The organism is Pseudoalteromonas sp. H103, from assembly GCF_001469205.1.
Classification (GTDB): domain Bacteria; phylum Pseudomonadota; class Gammaproteobacteria; order Enterobacterales; family Alteromonadaceae; genus Pseudoalteromonas; species Pseudoalteromonas carrageenovora.
On sequence record NZ_LOFG01000006.1, the window covers coordinates 75,586 to 97,419 of the forward strand.

23 protein-coding genes, 1 tRNA gene and 1 other RNA gene are annotated in these 21,834 nt (G+C 40.6%); 6 read left to right on the top strand and 19 right to left on the bottom strand.

The window, feature by feature from the left end; genetic code table 11:
- Positions 1-31: 31 nt before the first annotated feature.
- Positions 32-2,887, top strand: a complete 2,856-nt coding sequence (locus ATS74_RS06155; RefSeq protein WP_058548062.1) for a valine--tRNA ligase — start codon at positions 32-34, stop codon at positions 2,885-2,887.
- 112 nt (positions 2,888-2,999) lie between these two features.
- Here the strand turns inward: ATS74_RS06155 and ATS74_RS06160 are convergent, their stop codons facing one another.
- Positions 3,000-4,250: an outer membrane protein transport protein gene (locus ATS74_RS06160; protein WP_058548063.1), complete on the bottom strand. Its 1,251-nt coding sequence runs from the start codon at positions 4,248-4,250 to the stop codon at positions 3,000-3,002.
- Between the two features lie 284 nt (positions 4,251-4,534).
- On the opposite strand from ATS74_RS06160, the gene ATS74_RS20095 reads away from it, so the two are divergent.
- Positions 4,535-4,858 carry a hypothetical protein gene (locus ATS74_RS20095; protein ID WP_058548064.1) on the top strand — a complete coding sequence of 108 codons (324 nt, stop codon included), beginning with the start codon at positions 4,535-4,537 and terminating at the stop codon, positions 4,856-4,858.
- Here ATS74_RS20095 and ATS74_RS06170 read toward each other — a convergent pair.
- Positions 4,818-6,032: an HD-GYP domain-containing protein gene (locus ATS74_RS06170; RefSeq protein WP_058548065.1), complete on the bottom strand. Its 1,215-nt coding sequence runs from the start codon at positions 6,030-6,032 to the stop codon at positions 4,818-4,820. The genes ATS74_RS20095 and ATS74_RS06170 overlap by 41 nt on opposite strands.
- 172 nt (positions 6,033-6,204) lie before the next feature.
- Positions 6,205-6,279, bottom strand: a tRNA-Arg gene (locus ATS74_RS06175).
- A 246-nt stretch (positions 6,280-6,525) separates the two neighbouring features.
- Here ATS74_RS06175 and ATS74_RS06180 point away from each other — a divergent pair.
- Positions 6,526-6,708: a hypothetical protein gene (locus ATS74_RS06180; protein ID WP_058548066.1), complete on the top strand. Its 183-nt coding sequence runs from the start codon at positions 6,526-6,528 to the stop codon at positions 6,706-6,708.
- Between the two features lie 5 nt (positions 6,709-6,713).
- Here the strand turns inward: ATS74_RS06180 and ATS74_RS06185 are convergent, their stop codons facing one another.
- Genes ATS74_RS06185 through ATS74_RS06195 form a run of 3 tightly spaced genes read right to left on the bottom strand, consistent with a single transcriptional unit; the run spans position 6,714 to position 8,428 of the window.
- Positions 6,714-7,514, bottom strand: coding sequence for a phosphotransferase (locus ATS74_RS06185; protein ID WP_058548067.1), 801 nt, complete (start codon positions 7,512-7,514; stop codon positions 6,714-6,716).
- Between the two features lie 3 nt (positions 7,515-7,517).
- On the bottom strand, positions 7,518-8,135 hold the full coding sequence (pnuC, locus tag ATS74_RS06190) for a nicotinamide riboside transporter PnuC (RefSeq protein ID WP_058548068.1): 618 nt from the start codon (positions 8,133-8,135) through the stop codon (positions 7,518-7,520).
- 41 nt (positions 8,136-8,176) lie between these two features.
- A complete protein-coding gene (locus ATS74_RS06195) occupies positions 8,177-8,428 on the bottom strand; it encodes a hypothetical protein (RefSeq protein WP_004588464.1) in 252 nt (83 codons plus the stop codon).
- 99 nt (positions 8,429-8,527) lie between these two features.
- On the opposite strand from ATS74_RS06195, the gene ATS74_RS06200 reads away from it, so the two are divergent.
- Complete coding sequence (locus ATS74_RS06200; protein WP_058548069.1) at positions 8,528-8,767, top strand: DUF2960 domain-containing protein; 240 nt, start codon at positions 8,528-8,530, stop codon at positions 8,765-8,767.
- A gap of 30 nt (positions 8,768-8,797) precedes the next feature.
- Here the strand turns inward: ATS74_RS06200 and alr are convergent, their stop codons facing one another.
- From alr to rpsF, 9 genes are all read right to left on the bottom strand, one after another.
- Positions 8,798-9,877 carry an alanine racemase gene (gene alr / locus ATS74_RS06205; protein WP_058548070.1) on the bottom strand — a complete coding sequence of 360 codons (1,080 nt, stop codon included), beginning with the start codon at positions 9,875-9,877 and terminating at the stop codon, positions 8,798-8,800.
- Positions 9,877-11,256 (bottom strand): replicative DNA helicase, encoded by a 1,380-nt coding sequence (gene dnaB, locus ATS74_RS06210; RefSeq protein ID WP_058548071.1) that lies wholly within the window; start codon positions 11,254-11,256, stop codon positions 9,877-9,879. Before dnaB ends, alr begins: the two co-directional genes overlap by 1 nt.
- Positions 11,257-11,368: 112 nt before the next feature.
- On the bottom strand, positions 11,369-12,307 hold the full coding sequence (locus ATS74_RS06215) for a DUF4097 family beta strand repeat-containing protein (protein ID WP_058548072.1): 939 nt from the start codon (positions 12,305-12,307) through the stop codon (positions 11,369-11,371).
- 9 nt (positions 12,308-12,316) lie between these two features.
- The gene (locus ATS74_RS06220) at positions 12,317-12,799 is read right to left on the bottom strand and encodes a hypothetical protein (protein ID WP_201023022.1); all 483 of its coding nucleotides are present in this window, start codon (positions 12,797-12,799) and stop codon (positions 12,317-12,319) included.
- On the bottom strand, positions 12,786-13,340 hold the full coding sequence (locus tag ATS74_RS06225; RefSeq protein ID WP_058548073.1) for an RNA polymerase sigma factor: 555 nt from the start codon (positions 13,338-13,340) through the stop codon (positions 12,786-12,788). Before ATS74_RS06225 ends, ATS74_RS06220 begins: the two co-directional genes overlap by 14 nt.
- Positions 13,341-13,525: 185 nt before the next feature.
- A complete protein-coding gene (gene rplI, locus ATS74_RS06230; protein ID WP_058548074.1) occupies positions 13,526-13,978 on the bottom strand; it encodes a 50S ribosomal protein L9 in 453 nt (150 codons plus the stop codon).
- Positions 13,979-14,013: 35 nt separating this feature from the next.
- Positions 14,014-14,241, bottom strand: a complete 228-nt coding sequence (rpsR, locus tag ATS74_RS06235; RefSeq protein WP_002962753.1) for a 30S ribosomal protein S18 — start codon at positions 14,239-14,241, stop codon at positions 14,014-14,016.
- A 12-nt stretch (positions 14,242-14,253) separates the two neighbouring features.
- Positions 14,254-14,571, bottom strand: a complete 318-nt coding sequence (gene priB, locus ATS74_RS06240; protein ID WP_004588456.1) for a primosomal replication protein N — start codon at positions 14,569-14,571, stop codon at positions 14,254-14,256.
- Between the two features lie 43 nt (positions 14,572-14,614).
- Positions 14,615-14,956, bottom strand: coding sequence for a 30S ribosomal protein S6 (rpsF, locus tag ATS74_RS06245; protein ID WP_004588455.1), 342 nt, complete (start codon positions 14,954-14,956; stop codon positions 14,615-14,617).
- Positions 14,957-15,443: 487 nt separating this feature from the next.
- Between rpsF and ATS74_RS06255 the strand changes: the two genes are divergently transcribed.
- Positions 15,444-16,643: an alpha/beta hydrolase-fold protein gene (locus tag ATS74_RS06255; protein WP_058548076.1), complete on the top strand. Its 1,200-nt coding sequence runs from the start codon at positions 15,444-15,446 to the stop codon at positions 16,641-16,643.
- 279 nt (positions 16,644-16,922) lie between these two features.
- On the opposite strand, the gene ATS74_RS06260 is transcribed toward ATS74_RS06255, so the two are convergent.
- From ATS74_RS06260 to ATS74_RS06275, 4 genes are read right to left on the bottom strand one after another with little or no spacing between them, the layout of a single operon-like run.
- Entirely contained in the window at positions 16,923-18,089 is a 1,167-nt protein-coding gene (locus ATS74_RS06260) for an FAD-dependent oxidoreductase (protein WP_058548077.1), read from the bottom strand.
- Positions 18,086-19,273 (bottom strand): 2-octaprenyl-6-methoxyphenyl hydroxylase, encoded by a 1,188-nt coding sequence (gene ubiH, locus ATS74_RS06265; protein WP_058548086.1) that lies wholly within the window; start codon positions 19,271-19,273, stop codon positions 18,086-18,088. The genes ATS74_RS06260 and ubiH overlap by 4 nt, the downstream gene beginning before the upstream one ends.
- A 14-nt stretch (positions 19,274-19,287) precedes the next feature.
- A complete protein-coding gene (gene pepP / locus ATS74_RS06270) occupies positions 19,288-20,610 on the bottom strand; it encodes a Xaa-Pro aminopeptidase (RefSeq protein ID WP_058548078.1) in 1,323 nt (440 codons plus the stop codon).
- 38 nt (positions 20,611-20,648) lie between these two features.
- Positions 20,649-21,212 (bottom strand): UPF0149 family protein, encoded by a 564-nt coding sequence (locus ATS74_RS06275; RefSeq protein ID WP_058548079.1) that lies wholly within the window; start codon positions 21,210-21,212, stop codon positions 20,649-20,651.
- A 193-nt stretch (positions 21,213-21,405) separates the two neighbouring features.
- Between ATS74_RS06275 and ssrS the strand changes: the two genes are divergently transcribed.
- Positions 21,406-21,588, top strand: a non-coding RNA gene (gene ssrS, locus ATS74_RS19655) — 6S RNA.
- Positions 21,589-21,834 lie beyond the last annotated feature (246 nt).

Here is a 21,834-nt window from a genome sequence, read left to right on the forward strand (position 1 = left end):
TAATTTAAGTACTTATTTAAGGTTCTGTGTAATGGATAAAACCTACAATCCGCAAGATATTGAACAGTCTCTATATCAAGACTGGGAACAAAAAGGCTACTTTAAGCCATCTGGCCAAGGCGTACCGTATTCGATTATGATCCCGCCGCCAAATGTTACTGGTAGCTTGCACATGGGCCACGCCTTCCAAGATACTATAATGGATACCCTAACGCGTTTTAAACGTATGCAAGGTAACAACACATTATGGCAAGTAGGTACTGACCACGCGGGTATTGCAACGCAAATGTTGGTTGAGCGTAAACTACACGCTGAAGAAGGTAAAACACGTCACGATTTAGGCCGCGAAGATTTTATTAATAAAATTTGGGAATGGAAAAACGAATCTGGTGGTACAATTACTAAGCAGCTTCGACGTCTTGGCGCATCGGTTGATTGGGACCGTGAACGTTTTACTATGGACGATGGCCTATCTGAAGCCGTTAAAGAAGTCTTTGTACGCCTTCATAAAGAAAACCTAATTTACCGCGGTAAGCGCCTAGTAAACTGGGATCCAAAATTACACACGGCTATTTCAGACCTTGAAGTTGAAAACAAAGACAAACAAGGCCACATGTGGAACTTACGTTACCCACTAGCCGATGGCATTAAAACACAAGACGGCAAAGACTACATTGTCGTAGCCACAACACGTCCAGAAACCATGCTAGGTGACTCAGGTGTTGCGGTTAATCCAGATGACGAGCGCTACACAGATTTAATTGGTAAAGAGATTTTACTGCCTATCGTAAATCGTCGTATCACCATTGTTGCAGATGAACACGCTGATAAAGACAAAGGCACAGGTTGTGTAAAAATAACGCCAGCGCACGACTTTAACGATAACGAAGTTGGCAAGCGTCATCAAATGCCGATGATCAACATTTTCGATAAAGACGCCGCTATCCTTACTCAAGGTGAAACATACACCTTTGACGGTAAAGAGCTTGAGTTTGACGCGCCAATTCCAGAGCGCTTGCACGGGCTTGATCGCTTTGCTGCACGTAAAGCGATTATCGCAGAATTTGAAGAACTTGGTTTACTTGAAAAAATAGAAGACCATGCGTTAACAGTGCCTTATGGCGACCGCTCTGGTGTGGTCATTGAGCCACTTCTTACCGACCAATGGTATGTGCGTGTTGCTCCGCTTGCTGAGCCTGCAAAAGACGCGGTTAAAAATGGCGATATTCAGTTTGTGCCACAGCAGTATGAAAACATGTACTTCTCGTGGATGAACGATGTACAAGATTGGTGTATTTCACGCCAACTTTGGTGGGGTCACCGTATTCCAGCTTGGTACGACAGCGAAGGCAATGTGTTTGTTGGTCGTGATGAAGCTGAAGTACGCCGCGAAAATAATATAGCTGATGATGTTGCGCTAAGCCAAGACGAAGATGTACTTGATACTTGGTTCTCGTCTGCGCTTTGGACGTTCTCAACGCAAGGTTGGCCTGAAAATACCGATGATTTAAAAACTTTCCACCCGTCTGACGTGCTGGTAACCGGTTTTGATATTATCTTTTTCTGGGTGGCGCGTATGATCATGATGACCATGCACTTTATAAAAGATGACAACGGCAAGCCACAAGTGCCATTTAAAACTGTTTACGTTACCGGTCTTATTCGCGATGAAAATGGCGATAAAATGTCAAAATCAAAAGGTAACGTACTTGATCCAATCGACATGATTGACGGTATCGACCTTGAGAGCTTAGTAACCAAGCGCACCAGTAATTTGATGCAAGAAAAAGTCGCTAAAAAAATCGAAAAAGATACTCGTAAAACCTTCGATAACGGCATTGAAGCACACGGTACCGATGCCCTGCGCTTTACATTAGCAGCAATGGCGTCAACAGGTCGCGATATCAATTGGGATATGAACCGCCTAGAAGGTTACCGCAACTTCTGTAATAAGTTATGGAACGCTAGCCGTTACGTACTTATGAATACCGAAGAACAAGATTGTGGTTTTACAAGCGATGCAGCCAAAGAGTACTCGCTAGCTGATCGCTGGATTTTAGGCCAGTATGAAGCGACCGTTAAAACGTATACTGAGCACTTAGATAACTACCGTTTTGACCTTGCCGCTAATACACTTTATGAATTCACATGGAACCAGTTCTGCGACTGGTACTTAGAGCTCACTAAGCCGGTATTATTCAAAGGTAATGAAGCACAACAACGTGGTACGCGTCACACGCTAATCACTGTACTTGAAAGCCTACTGCGCTTAATGCACCCAATGATGCCATACATCACAGAAACAATTTGGCAACGTGTAGCGCCACTTGCAGGCCTTGAAACTAAAGGCACTAGCATTATGGTACAAGGCTTCCCTGTTTATAATGAAGCAAGCGTTGATGCACAAGCGATGGACGATTTAGAGTGGGTTAAACAATTCATTTTAGCTATTCGTAATATTCGTGGTGAAATGGATATTAGCCCAAGTAAACCGCTTAGCTTATTACTTGCCAACGCATCAAGCGATGATGTACGCCGCATTGAGCAGAACAAATCATTCTTAGCATCACTTGCTAAACTTGAAGAGTTTACAATGCTTGAAAACAAAGACGGGGCACCAGCGTGTGCAACCTCTTATGTTGGCAACCTTGAAATTATGATCCCTATGGCGGGCTTAATTGATGTTGAAGCCGAGCTTGCACGTATTAACAAGCAACTCGAAAAAGCAGAAAAAGGCCTAGCACAAGTGCAAAACAAACTAGCTAACGAAAAGTTTGTAAACAATGCACCTGAAGCCGTACTTGCAAAAGAAAACGCTAAATTAGCTGAATTCACCGATGCTAAAACTAAGCTACTTGAGCAAAAAACTAAAATAGAAAGCTTATAAGCTTTCATAAGAATACCTATTAACATCATTTAATAGGCATTAAAAAAGCCGCTCACTTTAATAAGTGAGCGGCTTTTTTGTACCTTGCATTTAACTACAAAGCACTTCTATATTAGAACTTGTAGTTGTACTGAGCGCCAAGTAATACCGCGTGGCCTTTAGACTCAAACTCAAACCCTTCCTCTTCAAAGTTTTGAGTTTTACCACGGATAATACTTACACCAAGATCAACGTTTGAGCTTTGATCAATTGCGTAGTTACCGCCAAACGAGAACCAAAAACGATCGGTATCTGGGATAGAAATCGATAGGTGATCTTGTGAAACTGGAGATTCATCAAATGCTACACCAGCACGAAGTAATAAGTTTTCGTTATATTGGTAATCTGAACCAACAGCAAAACGGTATGAATCAGAGAAGCTTTCATCTTTATTAAATGCGCTAAACTTATCGCCAGTTGGAGCTGTTACTTGTGCTTCTAGTGACTCAAAGCTGCTCCAACCTGTCCATAATACACTGTAATGTAAGCCTAACTTGTCATCTAGCTGGTGTGAGCCAGAAAACTCGGCTATTGCAGGAAGCGTGATATCAACAGAACCAGGGTATTTCACCCCACTAGTACCACCAAACTCTGTTGGTAGAGCACTAGAAAAGTCGCCTTCAAATGTAATATCTGTTTCAGTACGATAATTAAAACCAAAGCGGCTATTATCATCTAGCTGGTACATTAAACCAACATTTAAAGCGTAACCTGTATCATCACCTTCTAAATTAACAACTTCAGTGCTTGCAGCAAATGGTAAACCAGAACCTGCATGACGAACGATTGTTGCATCAGCGTAAATTGCGTTTAATCCAATACCGTAGCTAAATTTTTCAGTTACTTTATAGGCAACGCTTGCATTTAAGTTAACGGTGAAGATTTCTGTTTTACCAGCAATTTGACCTGCTGAGTAATCATCTTCAAAATCTGTTGATAAACCAAAATTAGAAAACGCACCAAAACCAATTGATACTTTATCGTTGTAAGGCATAGTGAAGTAAGCTGCTGGTACCACTGCACTTGGGGCAATGCTATCATCATCTAATGATGACTCATCAATACCTGTTGGAGCACTTTCGCCTTCTAAGCTTACATCTGGAATTACGCCAATAGCAGCAACACTTAGCTGCTTGTCTTTAAATAAAGTCATTAGTGCTGGGTTACGTGCAACTACAGACGCATCGTCTGCGATAGATGCTTCACCAGCATATGCACGGCCTAAACCCGATGCATTTTGCTCTGATAATTGAAACGCGGCTGCAAAAGTATCAGCCGAAACAAATGCAAGCGAGGCTGCAATAAGCGTTTTAGAAAATTTCATTGTTGAGTCCTTAACCAAACCTACTGTTTGGGTAGCTATGTGTGTTGTTATTAGGATTTGAAACTTTGCTACACTACCTTAATTTTTTGTAAAAAACCCTATGAAAGCGTCAAAAAACAGCAAAAAACATGTTATTTAACGACATTTTAACAACTATTTAAAACTCATCGGATGAGAAATGTGTTATTAGAGTTAAAGCTCTAATTGTAATTAATTATCATTTAGATTGACTTGAAATATAGAGCAAATTACACTCTTTATAAAATCACTAAGGAAGTAACGCTGTGATCATTTCACTTATTATTGCAGGACTAATATTTTGTGGTGCAAGTGTATTTTGCTTCTATAAAGCAAATTATTGCGCATGCACACAAGCAGGGCAATGTGATAACCCGGTAAATCATTATTGGCTAGGAGCCATGTTAAATGCATTGGTTTCTTTAGCGTTGTGTTGCATTGCGCTTCATGTAGAGCTAGGCACTTTAATATGGTTAACTTTAATGGGAAGTTGCTTTTTAGGGGCGTTTATTTCGGCTAAGCAAAGTAAAAAAAGGCAATGTAGTAAAACTAATTCAGCAAATGCTCTTTTAACAAGCGAGACAAATTAATTTGATAGTCGAGTGGCTTTACACTTGCTAGTATTTTTATGTCGTGGGTGTGCTCACTTAAATCAATGTTTTTTGGCGTTATATGATGGCTATGCTTAGCATTATAAAATAGCTTAATTTTAGGCTTTATAGGATTAAGCTTATTACCTTCAAGTACTAGCGCTAAACGATCGTTAGTCAGCTTTACTATTGTCCCTACGGGGTGCACTCCTAAGCACTTAATAAAGTGCTGTACCAGCTCGGCATCAAACATTTGTTTATTAGCTAATAAGTAACGTAGCGCATTAATCGGCTCATCACCATCTTGATGCGGTCTATCGGCAGTCATTGCATCATATACATCTACAATTGCCATAATACGTGCTGGTCGGCTTATTTTATCACCTTGTATAGCGCGTGGATAACCAGAGCCATCTAACCGTTCATGGTGATTTACTATCATATCGAGCATAAGCGGTGTAATGCCTTTTTCACCTTTAACTAAACCAAGACCCTGTGCAACATGCTTTTTTATAGCAACAAGCTCGTTATTGGTTACTTTACTTGGTTTTGAAAAAATACCTTGTGGGAGCTTTGCTTGGCCTAAATCATGAAGTAATGCGCCCATAGCCAACTCTTGTACTAAAGGCTCTTTGTAACCAAGGTACTTAGCAAATACTGCAGTAAAAATGGCGCAATTGATCATGTGTCGCCAGTTATAACTATGCTTATCTTTAATGCGGGTCAGGATAGACATTGCGTTTGCATTACGAAATACCGAGCTCACTATCTCACTCGCTATCTCATCAAGCACCTTAACATTTAAGCTAAGCCCAGAGGTTAAATCACCATAAAGCGATTGTAGCTTACGCCCTTGTTGATCGTAATTAACACTCGCTTTGGCAAATTCTTGCTCAAGTGTTATTGCTATAGGTGTTTTTTCAGCTTTTTGTTGGCTATTAAAGGTTTTAGGTTTATTTTTCGGCTTGTATTTAGCGGGAATAGCCGCATCGCCTTTAGTAAAATCAATAAGAAGCTCTAACACCCCCTCAGCGACTAAACGCTGAATAATTGATTTATCTCGCACTAAACCACTGGTCTTAATTTTAATGCTATTAATGCCTTCGTGCTGTTTAGTTACGCTATCGACGTACATACCAGGGGTAAGCTCAGATATAGGCAAAGTAATTAGCATAAAGGCAGGATTTTTTACAGTTTGAGAATATGTACCTTAAATAGCATTAATTAAGCTTAAAAGTCTAGTTTTTGAGTTGCATGCAGTAATAAATAACTACAAAGGATTACTTATGGAAGGTTTTATAAAGTAAGAAGATAAAAACATATATTGCACAAAAGCTTTAATCAAATGGCGCTCTCGGTAGGGATCGAACCTACAACTCAGCCTCCGGAGGGCCACGTGATATCCATTTCACCACGAGAGCACATTTGTGCCGCCACACCAACTCGCGATATCAGTGCTTTAGCATCAGCAATAATAAAGAGATCTTTAAATAAATACCAGTAACATCAGCTTATATGCTTATTAATTAAGCTGTTTTAAATAAAACACTTCACAATGACTTAAAAACACGCTATTTATTCATATTCGGTAAAAAGCAGTAACGCTTTAGCAACATTATTACTATGGTTATTGTGATACGAATTGATTTAATACGAGGGAAATAATTATGAGTTTAATGTCTACAGAGCAAACAGCTGAATTTTTAGGTGTGAAAGTTGAGCGTGTAAAACGTCTTGCTCGCGAGAGTTTACTAATAGCAAAATCAGAAGATGAAAACGGCGAGCCACAATTTGATTCAGCAGAAGTTGCAAAATATAAAGAATTAGCTGAGCGCTTTGGTGGCCTGTAATCGCATTATAAAGTCTTTAAAAGTTTAATTAGTTGCGCGCGTAACCCTACAGATTTTGTATTTATGTCGCGCTGCTCATACCAACCAATACATAACACTAAAAATAACACGCTGTAATAATCAAGTTTCTCTGTCGAGTGATAAAACTCACCTTCTTTTTTTAAGTAGGTTTTATAACTGTTTAATAACGCTTCTCTACTTTGCTCGTTTAAATTAAAGCTAACTGCCAGTGCAGCTAAATCAAAGTAAATATCGTTGGTTTGAGCATATTCAAAATCAATTAAGTACATACCCGAAGTATTCACAATAATATTGTCTTTTACTAAATCATTATGACAAAACCCTTCACTGTAAGGCATTTTGGCAATGCTTTTTAAAGCATGTTCTATTTGTAATTGGTGATGTTTATATATATCGCTTTGCTGATAGTAAAGCAACTCTTGAGCTATGTTCATGGGCGGCGTTTTTACAGGGTAAGCATGCACTTTAGCAAGTTTGCTAATGAGGTTTTGCTGGGTATTATTTTGAGCAATGTCGCCTTCTATATAATTAAAAGCCGCGTAGTTATTTTTTTTATCTGTCCATATCGGTTTTGGGCAAATAAATTGCTTACTTAGTTCTTGCTGCGCCTGTAAGCCAATTGCTGGCCACTGCGTTTTATAACATTTTAATAAATAGGCGCTTTGCTGAGTGCGTATTAAAAAATTATCGTTACTAAAGCCATTAAGCAATCGTTCGGTTGAAACAATGCTTAAAGGCTCCATAAACGCACTACACACTTTTACTAACTGAGTATACTCAATCATTAACTAAAGCTGTGCCAGTGGCTTAGCTTGGCTCTGCTCGTATTCTTCGTACCAGGTTTTAAAGCCCCAAGCAGCCATAATAGTATAAAAAACAAAGAGCGCTAGCGTTGGATAATAGCCTTTTTCGTAATATAGATACATTGAGGCTGCATCTATGACTATCCAATATAACCAATTTTCGAGTACCTTTTTAGCAACTAAGTAAGTGGTCACTACGGCAAAGCAAGTAGTAAAGCTATCTAGGTAGGCAAAATCAGCGTGGGTATAATTTTGCATTACGTAGCCAATAACAATAGCCGTAGCGCTTGTAGTGGCTATAAGTTTAGCGTGACGGTCAATCGACCACGATGTGATACTTAAGCTATTTTTTTTACCTTTACGCCACACAGCCCAACCAAATACAGCCATATACATGTAATAAAAATTAAGCAAGGACTCCATAAGTAGCGCGCCATTCCAGTACATTATGGTATAAATAAGTGTACTTAGAAAAGCGGCAGGCCAGCACCATAAGCTCTCTTTTATTGCGAGCAATAAATAAGCAATAGACAACACTACCGCAATATATTCCCAATGCGACATTGCTGTAAAACCACTTAAGGTTTGCGTTAAAAAGTCCATGTGTGCGGTTACCGTTTTTAATACAAATTAAATAGGAGCGATTACTCTGGAGATAAATCGCCAGATAAAAACTTACATACAAAAATTGCCTTACCAAACTCTTCGTACGAGCGTTTAATTTCGGTATTAAGCACTTGCATAACTAAATCGTAATCACCAAAAATTTGTGTAGAAAGCGTATTAGTGATTACTTTTAAATTGTCGTATTCATTTAAGCGGTCAATAAAGCCTTTAATAAACGGGATGTAATCTTGATGAAGCGGGTATTTACTGATCTCTACTGATAATTTCATTTTAAACTCTACTTTTAATTATTTGATTTCAACAAATCATTCAATGCCGGTTCAATACAGTGTAAAATTACACTAACACTCAATTTAGCTGAGCTTATTATGGCACGCAGAATAACCTATACATTTAAAAACCAACCGCGCGAAATTAACTTCGCAAAAGACAAATACCACGATATGTATCAAGCTATTGCGGCTGCCGAAGGTATCGATTTAACAAACTACTTAAATATGGTGCGCCAAATAGAAATGACCTCTAAAGGGTCATCGGCAGTACGTAATTTTCGCGATCAAGAATTTTCCCGTATGGGCTTTAGCGATATTTACTTTATAAAAGAGTAATTATACCAACTGGTATACGCTAAAAACTAACTATGGCTGATACTCATAACTTACGCGCGGTGTGATATTACACAATAACTCGTAAGGGATAGTATCGGCACATTGTGCTATTTCTTCAACAGGAAGCTCTGGCCCCCACATTGTAACGCTGTCGCCTACTTTTACATTGTGCTCATTTAAGCCAATATCAATACTGATCATATCCATAGAAACACTACCCACTATACCGTAGCGTTGTCCTGCGATCATTACTGGGGTGCCTTCTTTTGCGTGGCGCGGATAACCATCACCATAACCCATTGCCACAACAGCAAGCTTGGTAGGCTTGTCACTTTGCCAGCGTCCACCATACCCAACAGCCTCGTGCGCAGCTACATTACGTACTGCAATCACTTTAGTTGTTAAATGCATAACGGGTTTGAGCTTATGCTGCTGCCCCACTTTGTTAGCCATTGGCGATACACCATAAAGCATAAGTCCAGGGCGCACCCAATCACCATGCCCTGTTGGCCAAGCAATAATTCCCGCCGAATTTGATAAGCAATGCGCTTGGTCAATACCATTTACTAAGTTATCAAATAACGTAATTTGTTGAACCGTTTTTGTATTATCAACATCATCAGCACACGAAAAATGAGTCATTAAATTAATGGTGTTTTTTGCATTCGCTGTTTTTTGCAAGCGATTATAAAATTCTTCAAACTGCTCAGGTGCAATACCTAGTCGGTGCATACCGGTATTTACTTTTAGCCAGCATGTTATTGGCGCATCAAGCTTGGCATTTTCTAGTGCCGCTAATTGGTTAGCATCATGAATAATGGTTTGAAAATTATTCGCGAGTAAAATAGGCAAATCGGCTTTATTAAAAAAGCCCTCTAGTAGCACTATTGGCTTGGTTAACCCGCCTGCACGAAGCGCTAAGGCTTCATCAATACGGGCAACAGCAAAGGCATCAGCGCCATTTAAATGCTGGGCAATGGTTACTAAACCATGCCCATATGCATTGGCTTTTAATACCGCCATAATTTTACTATTAGGCGCAAAACGCTTCACTTGTGCTAGGTTGTGCGCAAGTGCCGTTAAATTTATTTCAGCTGTGGCTAGTCGCATTAATATTCGTCATCTACTGCTGGCCCCGCGTAATTATCAAAGCGAGAAAATTGACCTTGGAATGTTAAGCGTACTTTACCAATTGGACCGTTACGCTGTTTACCTATGATGATTTCGGCGATGCCTTTTTCAGTGCTGTCTTCGTTGTACACTTCATCACGGTATATAAACATGATTAAATCGGCATCTTGCTCTATTGAACCTGATTCACGTAAATCTGAGTTAATTGGGCGTTTATCAGCACGTTGCTCAAGCGTACGGTTTAGCTGCGAAAGCGCAACAACCGGGCATTTAAGCTCTTTTGCAAGAGACTTAAGAGAGCGCGAAATTTCTGCAATTTCAAGTGTTCGGTTATCCGATAAACTAGGTACACGCATTAGCTGCAAGTAATCGACCATGATCATACTAATACCACCATGATCACGCGCTATACGCCTTGCGCGTGAGCGTACATCGGTAGGTGTAAGCCCCGATGCATCATCAACGTACATTTTGCCTTTTTCCATCAACAAACCCATGGTTGATGAAAGTCGCGCCCAATCGTCGTCATCTAGCTGGCCGGTACGTACCTTAGTTTGGTTAATACGACCAAGTGATGCCAACATCCTCATCATAATTTGTTCAGAGGGCATCTCTAATGAGTAAATAAGCACAGGCTTGTCTTGAGTCATAGCCGCGTGCTCTGCAAGGTTCATCGCAAAGGTGGTTTTACCCATCGACGGACGTGCTGCAACAATAATTAAATCAGAAGGTTGTAAGCCTGTGGTCATTTTATCAAGGTCGGCATAACCCGTACTTACGCCGGTAACACCATCTTGTGGTGATTGATAAAGCTCTTCTATTTTATCAACGGTTTTTTCGAGTATGTTGTGTATGCTTTGCGGACCTTCAGTGCTTTTTGAGCGCTGCTCGGCAATTTTAAATACCTTACTCTCGGCAAAATCTAATAAGTCATGGCTGGTGCGCCCTTCGGTATTAAAGCCTGCTTCGGCTATTTCGTTTGCAACACCAATCATTTCACGAACAACGGCTCGCTCGCGCACTATGTTTGCGTAAGCATCGATATTAGCAGCACTTGGGGTGTTTTTAGCTATTTCAGCTAAGTAAGCAAAACCACCAATACCAGCAAGTTGATTATTTTTTTCTAGGCTTTCAGAAATTGTAATTAAATCTATCGGATCGCCAATTTCAGCAAGCGCCGTCATCGCCTCAAAAATTAACTTGTGCGTGCGGGTATAAAAGTCCTGCGATACAACAAGCTCAGCTACGCGGTCAAAAGCTTGATTATCAAGCATTAAGCCACCTAAAACAGATTGTTCAGCTTCTATTGAATGGGGAGGAACTTTAAGGGTATCGACTTGCTTATCTGGTTTGGCCATAACTTCACAGTACTAAAATTGAATGGCTCTATTCTATCGACTTGGCGGGGCTGTGCAAATAGCAAAGCAGGAAATCTTTTCCTGCTTTTTGTAATCATACACGCTAAATACGCTATTTAGTGCGAAGCGCTATGCGCCCACTTATCGTATCCATTTCAACGTTTGCATTGCCGCCATTTGCGCTAAACTCTAAATCACTCGCAGGACCATATTTGGCTTTGCTTACTTTATCGCGGGTTACTTTATTAATAATTTTACCATTAGCATGAGCTTTAATTTCAAATTTAGCCGATACACTTTGCGGGAAGTAAAACTCACCATCGCCACTAACCGACTCAAAACGTACATCGCCACCTTTTAGCAGCTCTTTAATATGTACTTCGGCTTCGCCATTTACGGTATTTATACGCAAGTTTTTAATACTCGATAATGTAAAATCGATATCGCCGTTAACGTTTTCTAATCGTACATCACTTGCTGTTGAGTTTGATTTAATATCGCCATTTACGGCACTAAAACGCAGCTCGCCACTTGACTGCCTATCGTTAATTTCACCGTTTACGGTTTCAAATTGAATATTACCGTTTAAATTCTCTGCGTTTACATCACCATTTACCGTAGTGAGCTTAATATTGCCAGTAATATCATCAACGGTAATTTCACCATTAACTACATCTACTTCAGCACCGTTTTTAAGGGTTTTAGCAACCACAGATACATTAACACCAGCAAACTCTAAACTACTGCTTTTTGGCATAAATACAGTTAAGTTAGAGCCATCACCATTGTTTCCCCAACCCAAATTGCTTGGCATTTTTACTATAAACTCGGTTTTTTCGCCCGTTGTTTTTAGCTCAAAGCCTTGTGCTTTATCATCAAGCTCACCAGATACTTTAAACTCATTTTTATCCCAACCAGTTATCTGTACGTCGCCGCGTTGGTTTTCAATAAAAATAGTACCACCGCTTGGTACTTCTATTTGCTTATCTATTTTATCACCCGCTAATACACTTAGTGGTAATAGGCTTAATCCGAGTAAAATTGCTTTCATGTTATTCCCCTATATTTGCTGCCAACGCGGTGCATGCACCTTGTTTATTAAATCGAGTTGTTGCTGGTAAACTTGCGCCAGCATAGTTAGTAACGCTTGGTTTTGTGGCTCGTTTTCAAGCGCTTGTTTAATTGCTTGCTCTGCATCTTCAAGCTCTTGTAACTGTGCTTGCCAGTTATTGGTAAGTGCATCCTGGTTTTTGTACTGCACTAATAAACTTTGCTTTTGCGCTTTAAAGTAATCGCTCATAGCAACCACTTGGCTTGGCTCGTTATTGTTTATAAACATATTTACAGCAAGCAATGCGGCCACACTGCAAGCAGCAATGGCTGTTAACTTTGGCCATAACGGTGCTTTATTAACTCTCGGTTTTGCCGTTACTATGGCATGCTCTATACCCGCCCAAAGCGCTTTTTTGGGCGCTATGTCTTTATTTAAATTGTTTAAAGACTCGTTTAAGTAGTCATCAAAGTTTTGTTTACTCATACTCATACTCGTACCACTCTTGTAATAACTGCCTTGCACGATGATATTGCGATTTACTAGACCCTACAGCCATACCTAATTGCATTGCTATTTCTTCATGGCGATAGCCTTCAATGGCGTATAAAACAAACACCATACGGGCACGCTCTGGTAAGCGAACAATTAATTTATCTAACCCGTTCAAGCCTTTACAGCTTTGTGCGCTTTGCTCATCCATACCGCTTTGTTCAATACTTATTACTTTATTAAGCCAGCTTTTATGTTTGCGTACATAACTAATCGCCACGTTACTTGCCACACTGTGTAACCAAGTAGAAAACTGAGAGCGCCCATCAAACTGTGCTATTTTGTTCCATACATGCACAAACACCTCTTGGGAGGCGTCTTCAGCGTGCGCTTCGTCGGCCAGTAAGCGCAAACATAAACCGTAAACACGTTTTATGTGCAGCTCATATAACGCTTTGTATGCGCCTTGATCACCCGATTTAACTCGCTCAATTAATGCAGCTTCGCACATGGGCGCGTTTTCGGGTTTAACGTGTAACATCCGTGATATCGCCTTTTAATTATTTTTATGCTTTTAGTTTATTGATTAGTAAGACGCAAAGACAGACGAAAAAGGTTTAAAAAATAATAAAAATTTTTATTTGGTGAGATTTAGGAGGGTGTTAGAGGAATTTTAGACACAAAAAAGCCGCGCTAAAAGCACGGCTTTTTGGGCTTAATTAAAAATTAAGCTTCAGCAATAACGATTACTTTAATAGTAGCTGTTACGTCTGAGTGTACTGCGATTGCAACGTCAAATTCGCCAGTCTCACGGATAGTACCTAGAGGTAAACGAACTTCTGATTTAGCAACTTCAACACCAACAGCTGAGATAGCGTCAGCGATGTCACGAGTACCGATTGAACCGAATAACTTACCTTCGTCACCAGCTTTAGATACTAAAGTAACTTCTGCTAATGCTTCTAGTTTGTCAGCGCGTGCTTGTGCAGCAACTAACTGTTCAGCGATTTTCGCTTCAAGTTCTGCGCGACGTGCGTCAAAAGTTTCAATGTTAGCTTTAGTCGCAGGAACTGCCTTACCTTGCGGGAAAAGGAAGTTACGTGCGAAACCAGATTTAACTACAACCTGTTCACCTAGGCTACCTAGGTTAGCGATCTTATCTAGTAGAATAACTTGCATGTTTCTACACCTTTTAAAAACTGTTAATCCGCTGCTTACTTATGTAAGTCAGTGTATGGAAGAAGGGCTAAGTAGCGAGCACGCTTAATAGCAGTTGCTAGCTGGCGCTGGTATTTAGCGCTAGTACCTGTAATACGGCTAGGTACGATTTTGCCACTTTCTGTAACATAGTTTCTAAGAGTAGCTAGATCTTTGTAATCGATTTGTTGTACGCCTTCCGCTTTAAAGCGGCAGAACTTACGACGTCTGAAATAACGTGCCATGAGATTAATTCCTCAAATAATTCTTTCTATATGCTGAGCATGCAAAACCAATTGGCTAAGGCCGTTACGACCTTCGTGGCGATTTAAAAAACCACTCACTTGCAATGCCTGCCCAACGTGCAAATGTTGAGTCTGTTGTTGCATTTGCTTACCACTGGCAACAACCTGAAGCCTAACGTAACTATTACGGTTAAGATCTGCTTCGGTTTGCATCGATTTATGTTCTACAACAAAAATACAATGCGGTATGCCTGCAGGGCTTTGGCTAAACTTGGGTGTTTTACAAACAACCCCCGATATAACCAGCTGATTCATATATGGGCTAACCATTACACTAACTGCTGACTACGTGCCATGCTAGGACTCAAAACAATTAAGCAGCTGGTGCTTCTTTCTTCTCTTCTCTTGCAAGAGGAGACGCTTCAGTTACTGCATTTTTAGTACGCATAACTAAGTTACGAAGCACTGCATCGTTGTAGCGGAAAGTAGTTTCTAGCTCGCTGATTACTTCAGTAGGTGCTTCAACGTTCATAAGAACATAATGAGCTTTATGAAGCTTGTTGATTGGGTAAGCCAGTTGACGACGGCCCCAGTCTTCAAGACGGTGAATAGTACCACCAGCTTCAGTGATAGAACCAGTATAACGTTCGATCATACCAGATACTTGCTCACTCTGATCAGGGTGAACCATGAATACGATTTCGTAATGACGCATGGATATTCCTTACGGTTAATAGAGCCTTCTACCGTTTCGGCCGGTCGGTTTAAGGCAAGGAATTAATAGTTTAAAAGCCGAAATGAGCGCGCATTTTACGCTTAGATGGATAATTAAGCAAGCAGGTTTTTTAAGCTTTAATAGATAAGTGTTAAAGCTATCAGCTATCAGCTATCAGCTATCAGCTATCAGCTATCAGCTATCAGCTATCAGCTATCAGCTATCAGCTATCAGCTATCAGCTATCAGCTATCAGCTATCAGCTATCAGCTATCAGCTATCAGAGTGATATTAATATGCGTCCGCTTTATATCAACAAGCAGAATTACAATAAGTGCTTTGGGTTTGTGTGTAGACGCAAAGCTTGCTTGCATAAAAAGCGCAGCTTTAAATTACTTAAGCTCTACATTTGCCCCTAAAATATAAACATTTACTCAAACATAAAGTCGTGCAATTATTAAGCAACACATTATTAAATAAGGATATTTATGAAGCTCTTACTATCGCTAGTATTAGTACTTACAGTTAGTACATCTTTTTCGAGCTATGCAAACACCTCTACAACCGACATACCCGTTGGTAAAAAAGTTATTCTACAATCAAAAATACTTAACGAAGACAGGCCTATCAGAATTTTTATACCTGACACTGTAAAAGACGATCAGCCGCTTTATGTTATTTATTTACTTGATGGTGTTGAGCACTTTCATACAGCCTCTGGTGTAGTTAAATCCCTTGTTGATTACGAGCAAATACCTAATGCAATGCTTGTTGGTGTTGATACAACCTACCGCGTTCGTGATTACTTACCTAAAGTACAAGGTGAGCCAAAAACTGAATTTCAAACCTTTGTTAAAAATAAATGGCCTGACGCTGGGCAAACCGATAATTTTTTAAAGTTTGTGTCTGACGAACTCATGCCTTATATAAATAGTAATTACTCAACTAACGGCTACAGCACCTTAATTGGTCACTCTAATGCTGGTACATTGGCGCTTTATACTTTAGTTAATCAACCGGAATTATTTAACAACTACATAGCTATTAGCCCAAATAGTTGGTGGAGTGACGAAGAGTTAAAAAATAATATTATTAAATACACTAAAAACCCTAAAGGCGCTCAATCGTTATTTATTAGTGTGGCAAGTGAAGGGTCACGCTTTTATACGGGTGTATTAAATACGTTAGTAAATTTAGAACAACAAATGCCTACGCAGCTAAAATGGGAGTATAAACATTACCCTACTTTTTCTCATATGGGCACCATACTACCAGCACTTAGCGATAGCCTAATTAATCTATTTGGCGACCTCATATTTAAAGTGACTGACGAGCACGGAAGATTTGCTGATGTATCGCTTATTACCGGTTACTACCAAGCACTGAGTGATAAGTACGGATTTGAGCTTAAAATTCCACAAGATGTGTACGTAGAATTTGCCCATAGCCAGCAAAAATTTGGCAATACTAAAAAAGCGATAACTACGCTTAAACACTTTACTCGCGATTATCCTGATGCTGCTTACTCCCACATGCGATTGTCGCAAGGCTACACGGCTGACAAACAATTTAAGGAGGCTGTTACTAGTATGAAACACGCACTAGAACTTGCTAAACAAAACTCGCGAGATCCAATGTTAGTTGATGCGCTCAAAGATATGGTCAATGAAGCACAAAATAATTTGTAGCTGATTTAACACAAAGCGCTTTTTAACTAACGATAATAATTACGCGCTACGCTCGTCGCGTCAGCAAGCTGCACGCCTACAGGTAATATTAAGCTCAGTGGTAAACTTTACACGTAGACGCCAAGCTTGCTCGCGTGAAAAGCGCAGCTTTTAATCTACTTAAAGCCAAAAAACCGATGTTTAAACTAAACATCGGTTTTTCTCTGACTGAAAGCTGACAGCTAAAAACTGACTACTTTACTTTCTCATTGGGTTTCGCTTTGCTCTTCCCAACCTACGTTATTTGCCTATCGCTTCTTTGGCGAATAGGTGTTTTATTGGGCCTAGGTTATCAACGAGTGACAGCCCGACTCCACGTATCAGCTTTTTAACTGGGTTTGCACCTTCAAATAACTCTTTGAGCCCTTGCATCATGGCTATGTGCTTTTGCGCGTCGAGCTTGCGGGTGCGCTCGTAATCACGAAGTGTGCGCGTGCTGGCAAATTCTTTACTATCCCTTGTTAAAAGCTCAATTAAATACGCGGCGTCTTTTAGGCCTAGGTTCATACCCAGACCTGCCAAAGGGTGAATGGTGTGCGCTGCATCACCCATTAATACCACTTTGCCACTTACCCATTGCTGGGCGTAGCGCATTTTAAGTGGAAATGCTGCGCGTTTACTTAGCACTTCACACAGCCCGCATTGGCCATCTATGGCAGCCATTACGGCTTTATTAAAGCTGCTGTCGTCCATTGCTAACAATTCATCACAATGGTTGGGGCTGGTAGACCATACAATAGAGTGGGTGTTGTCATCGCTTAAGGGTAAAAATGCCAGTGGCCCTGTTGGTAAAAACACTTGGCGCGCGGTGTATGCATGTGGCTCATGGGTTTTAACCGTAGCAACTAGCGCGTGGTGGTCGTAATCTTTAAAGCTGAGCGCCATATTAAATTGTTTACGAATAGCCGAATTTGCGCCATCGGCCGCCACCAGCAGCTTAGCAATAATTGGCTCGCCGCTTTTAAGAGTTATAAATACGTCGGACTCACTTTGGTGTATTTGCTGATACTCAGTATCAAACATGAGTGTGGCACTTGGTTGTTGCTCTAGCTCTTTTATAAGCGCAAAACGAATAATATCGTTCTCTACTATATGGCCTAAATGTTCAAGCTCAAGTTGCTCGTTATTAAAGGCTATTTTACCAAAGCTGTCGGCGTCGCGTACGTCCATATGCGTATAGGCACACGCTCGCTCTGCTATTATGTGTGGCCACACATTAAGTTGCTCAAACAAGGTTTGGCTTGCTATGCTCAGCGCACTGACGCGCAAGGCGTATTCATCAGTTGGGGGCGCTTGTTTTGGCCCGGCATCTAACACCACAACACTTACATTGGCTTTTGCCAGCCCTAAAGCGAGAGTTAAGCCCACGCAGCCACCACCCACTATACAAACCTGTGCTTGCTTCATAAACGCCTACCTTGTTTAACTTGCCCCATTAGCTGCTTTGCCAAGGGTGCTTTTAATGCGGGAAATAAATCCATTGAGAAAAGCCCAATGCTGCGCCCAAGCGCCAATACCCGTGACGAGTTTGAAAAAAGCCTAACCAGTGCATCGGTTAATGTCATTACAGTATTTATATCGCTAATGCGCTTTTGTGAATACTCACGGGTAAACGCATAACAGCCTAACTCGTTTTTACTTGTTGCTATTAAATCACTAAGTACTTGTACATCACGCAGGCCTAAATTAAAGCCCTGCCCTGCAATAGGGTGAATAGCATGTGCGGCGTTACCAATTACTACTGTACGATGCGCCGTTAATGATTCTGCTTGCCCATAAACCAGCGGGTAGCTTGTGCGTGTGCCAACTTTTGTAAATTGCCCTGCTCGGTAACCAAATGCACTTTGTAGCGTATTTAAAAAGTCGCTTTCATTTAAAACGGTATGCTGCTCAACTTGCTGTTGCTTCATACACCACACTAATGAGTAACGGTTATTGCTCATTGGTAAAAGCGCCATAGGCCCGTGCTCAGTAAAACGCTCATAAGCATGATTGTTATGCCCGCCTGCTACTTCAACATTTGCAATTATAGCGCCTTGCTCATAGGGCTGAGTGTTAAAGCGTAAACCGAGTAATTTTCGGGTTGGAGATTGTGCACCATCGGCAATAACAAGTAGCTTAGTATTTAATTGCTCGCCGCTTTGTAAAGTAAGCTCGTTACTGTTTAGGCTTTGCTTAATGGTGCTTACGCTGTCGGGGCAATAAAGTGAAATGCTTGCCTGTGTTAATCGCTGATAGAGTGCTCGGCCAAACGGGTTTACCTCAACTACGTAACCTAATGAGGGCTTAGCAAATTCGTCGCAATTAATATGTGCTTTACCAAAGTGACCACGATCCGACACGCTTACTTTTTTTATTGCTGCTGTAAACGGTGCATTTTTATCAAACAAATTTAAGCGCTGTAAATACTCAACAGATTGCTGAGCAAGGGCTATGCTTCTGTCATCAAAGCTTGGGTGGTAATCGCCCGTTACTTGGTTTGCTTCTACTACCGCAATACTGAGTGAAGGATTTGTTTTAGCAATACTTAGCGCGCAGCTTGCACCAGCAAGCCCGCCACCAATAACTACAACATCAAACTGCTTAGCCACTTTACTCTCCAAGCTTATGCGTTTTTAGCGCTTTGCATTAGTAATTCAATATCGTTTATGGTTTTAGGCACACTTAGGGTTAGGTTTTCGTGCCCTGATTCAGTGATTAAAAGGTTATCTTCAATACGAATACCAATGCCTTTATATTGCTGTGGTGCGTTTGAATCTTCACTTATATAAAGCCCGGGCTCTATGGTTAAAACCATGCCTGGCTCAAATGCGCGTTCAACATTATTTTGTTTGTAATCACCTACATCGTGAACATCTAGCCCTAACCAATGACCAAGACCATGCATGTAGTATTCTTTGCACGCTCCTTTTGCCATTAATTCATCAAAGTCGCCGGTTAAAATACCGAGTTCGAGTAAACCTTGGGTCATCACTTGCATTGCACGTTTATTAGCGTGCGACATAAACCCGCCGGGTTTAACCTCTTCAAAAGCTACTTCTTGTGCTTTAAGTACAATGTTATAAAGCGCGGCTTGCGGCTCGCTAAATTGTCCATTTACGGGAAAAGTACGCGTAATATCAGCCGCGTAGCCTTGTAGCTCACAACCAGAGTCAATCAATACTAGGTCGCCATCTTTTAACACATCGCTATTTTGCGTGTAGTGCAAAATATTAGCGTTATCGCCACTGCCAACAATGGTGCCGTAAGCTGGGTGCGGCGCACCGTTCATTGCATAATGATGATGCAGCTCTGCTTCTAGCTGAAACTCAGTAGCACCGGGGTGCGAATAGCGCATTGCCCGCATGTGTCCGCGAGCACTTATTTCACAGCCTTCACGCATAATGTTTACTTCGCTTGGCGATTTAAACAAACGCATTTCGTGAATCAGGCCGCGTATTTCTTTTATGGCACTTGGTGCTTTAAGGCCTTTTCGTGAGCCACTTCTAAGCGTACCTAATAACGAAAAAACCTTGGTATCAAATGAAGGATAAGCGCCTTGTGCAAAATAAATTGCATCTTTTTCATTGAGCATAGTTACGAGCTTATCGTTTAACTCACTTAGCGGGTAAGCTTCATCAAACAAGTAGTCACTTTTAGCTTTATCAAAGCCAATTCTGCGGCCATGCCAAATTTCGGCTAGTTTATCTTTATCAAGACAAAAGAGTGTACTAGGTATGTCGCTGTTATTACTAAGCACCAAAACAGCATCGGATTCGTTAAAACCGGTTAAATAAAGAAAGTCGCTATCTTGTCTAAAGGCATATTCAGTGTCGCGGCTGCGGGTAACTTCACTGGCAGCAGGAATAATTGCCACACTGTTTGCATCCATTTGTGCAAGTAAGCGCTCGCGACGTGCTTTAAATTCTGACTTATCTATTTCAACCATTATTTACCAACCCGTTTTGCTGTTTTAAAAGTGAATGTTTAGTGCAGAGTTTTTTTAGTTGTTTGTGTTTTTTGCTCTTTACCTAACTCTGCAAAGCAAAGCAGTGCCGACACACGAACATACTCAATCACTTCATGAAGCGCATTGCTATCTTCTTCGGTTTCTTCGAAGGTGGTATCTAGACGAGTGATCTCGCTAAAATCACTAATAACCTCTTTAACATCTGCCGATAACTTACCGTAATCTTTTTGCTTTAAGCCAAAGCCAAGCATAAAGCCTGCAACCCATGATACGAGGCCATTTGCCTGATCGATGAGTGTTTCGTCATCACTTGGTAAAAATAAGTCAAACGCAAAGGCTTCATCGTTAAAGCTTGCAACTACTTGCTTATAAATAGTGCCAAAAAATTGCTTTAAATCGTTACTAAACGATTCACCATCGTTAAATACGTCGCTTAATAAGCCTAAGTATTCTTTATCGTCAATACTCAACCCACATGCTAATAAGCCACTAATAACGCCATGTGCTTCTGCAGGTGATACAAAAATTTCGTTTTTTTCTAAAAGCAGCTGGGCTTTTTCGTAATCAGGTAAATCGCTCATGTTTATATCTTCACTTTGCTAGTTAAAGCAATGCTACCACTCGATAAAAAGCAACTCCAATTAATTGTATGATCAAGCTCAAAAAGCATGCGATAAAGTAAATGACGAGTTAAAGCTGGGGGAAAACTAAGCGAACAGTTTAATTTTTTACGTTTAGGGTTTAAGGATTGGATTATGTCTTATATACTTAAATTGTTCCCTGGGGTACCGGAGCTTGGTTAAGTCCCTGAGCCGATAAATTTTATACCAGGATTTCTGTTCGTCTACTATTGTGCAAGCTCGGCATGTACCGAGAAGCCTACGGTAGACCGCAGATTTCCGCCCTGAAACCTTCTGGTTTCAGGACTGAAACCGGGTACCGTATCTTGGGGAACATCTTCTTAGTTTTATAATCCCTCTTATTATTTATTCATCTTCCTTGTTACAACTGTCTAAATTATTCTTATAATTTCAATGGCATTAAATTAGCTATTTATTAAAGCGCCTAGAAAATAATGCAACTATAAAACGGAAAACTATGACATAGAGTTGTTATCGCTAATTACTCCGCGCATTGATCTAGCTTTTGCATCCATAGCGTCGTATATAAATAATTTTTAACGCAATGAGTGCGCTATTTAAT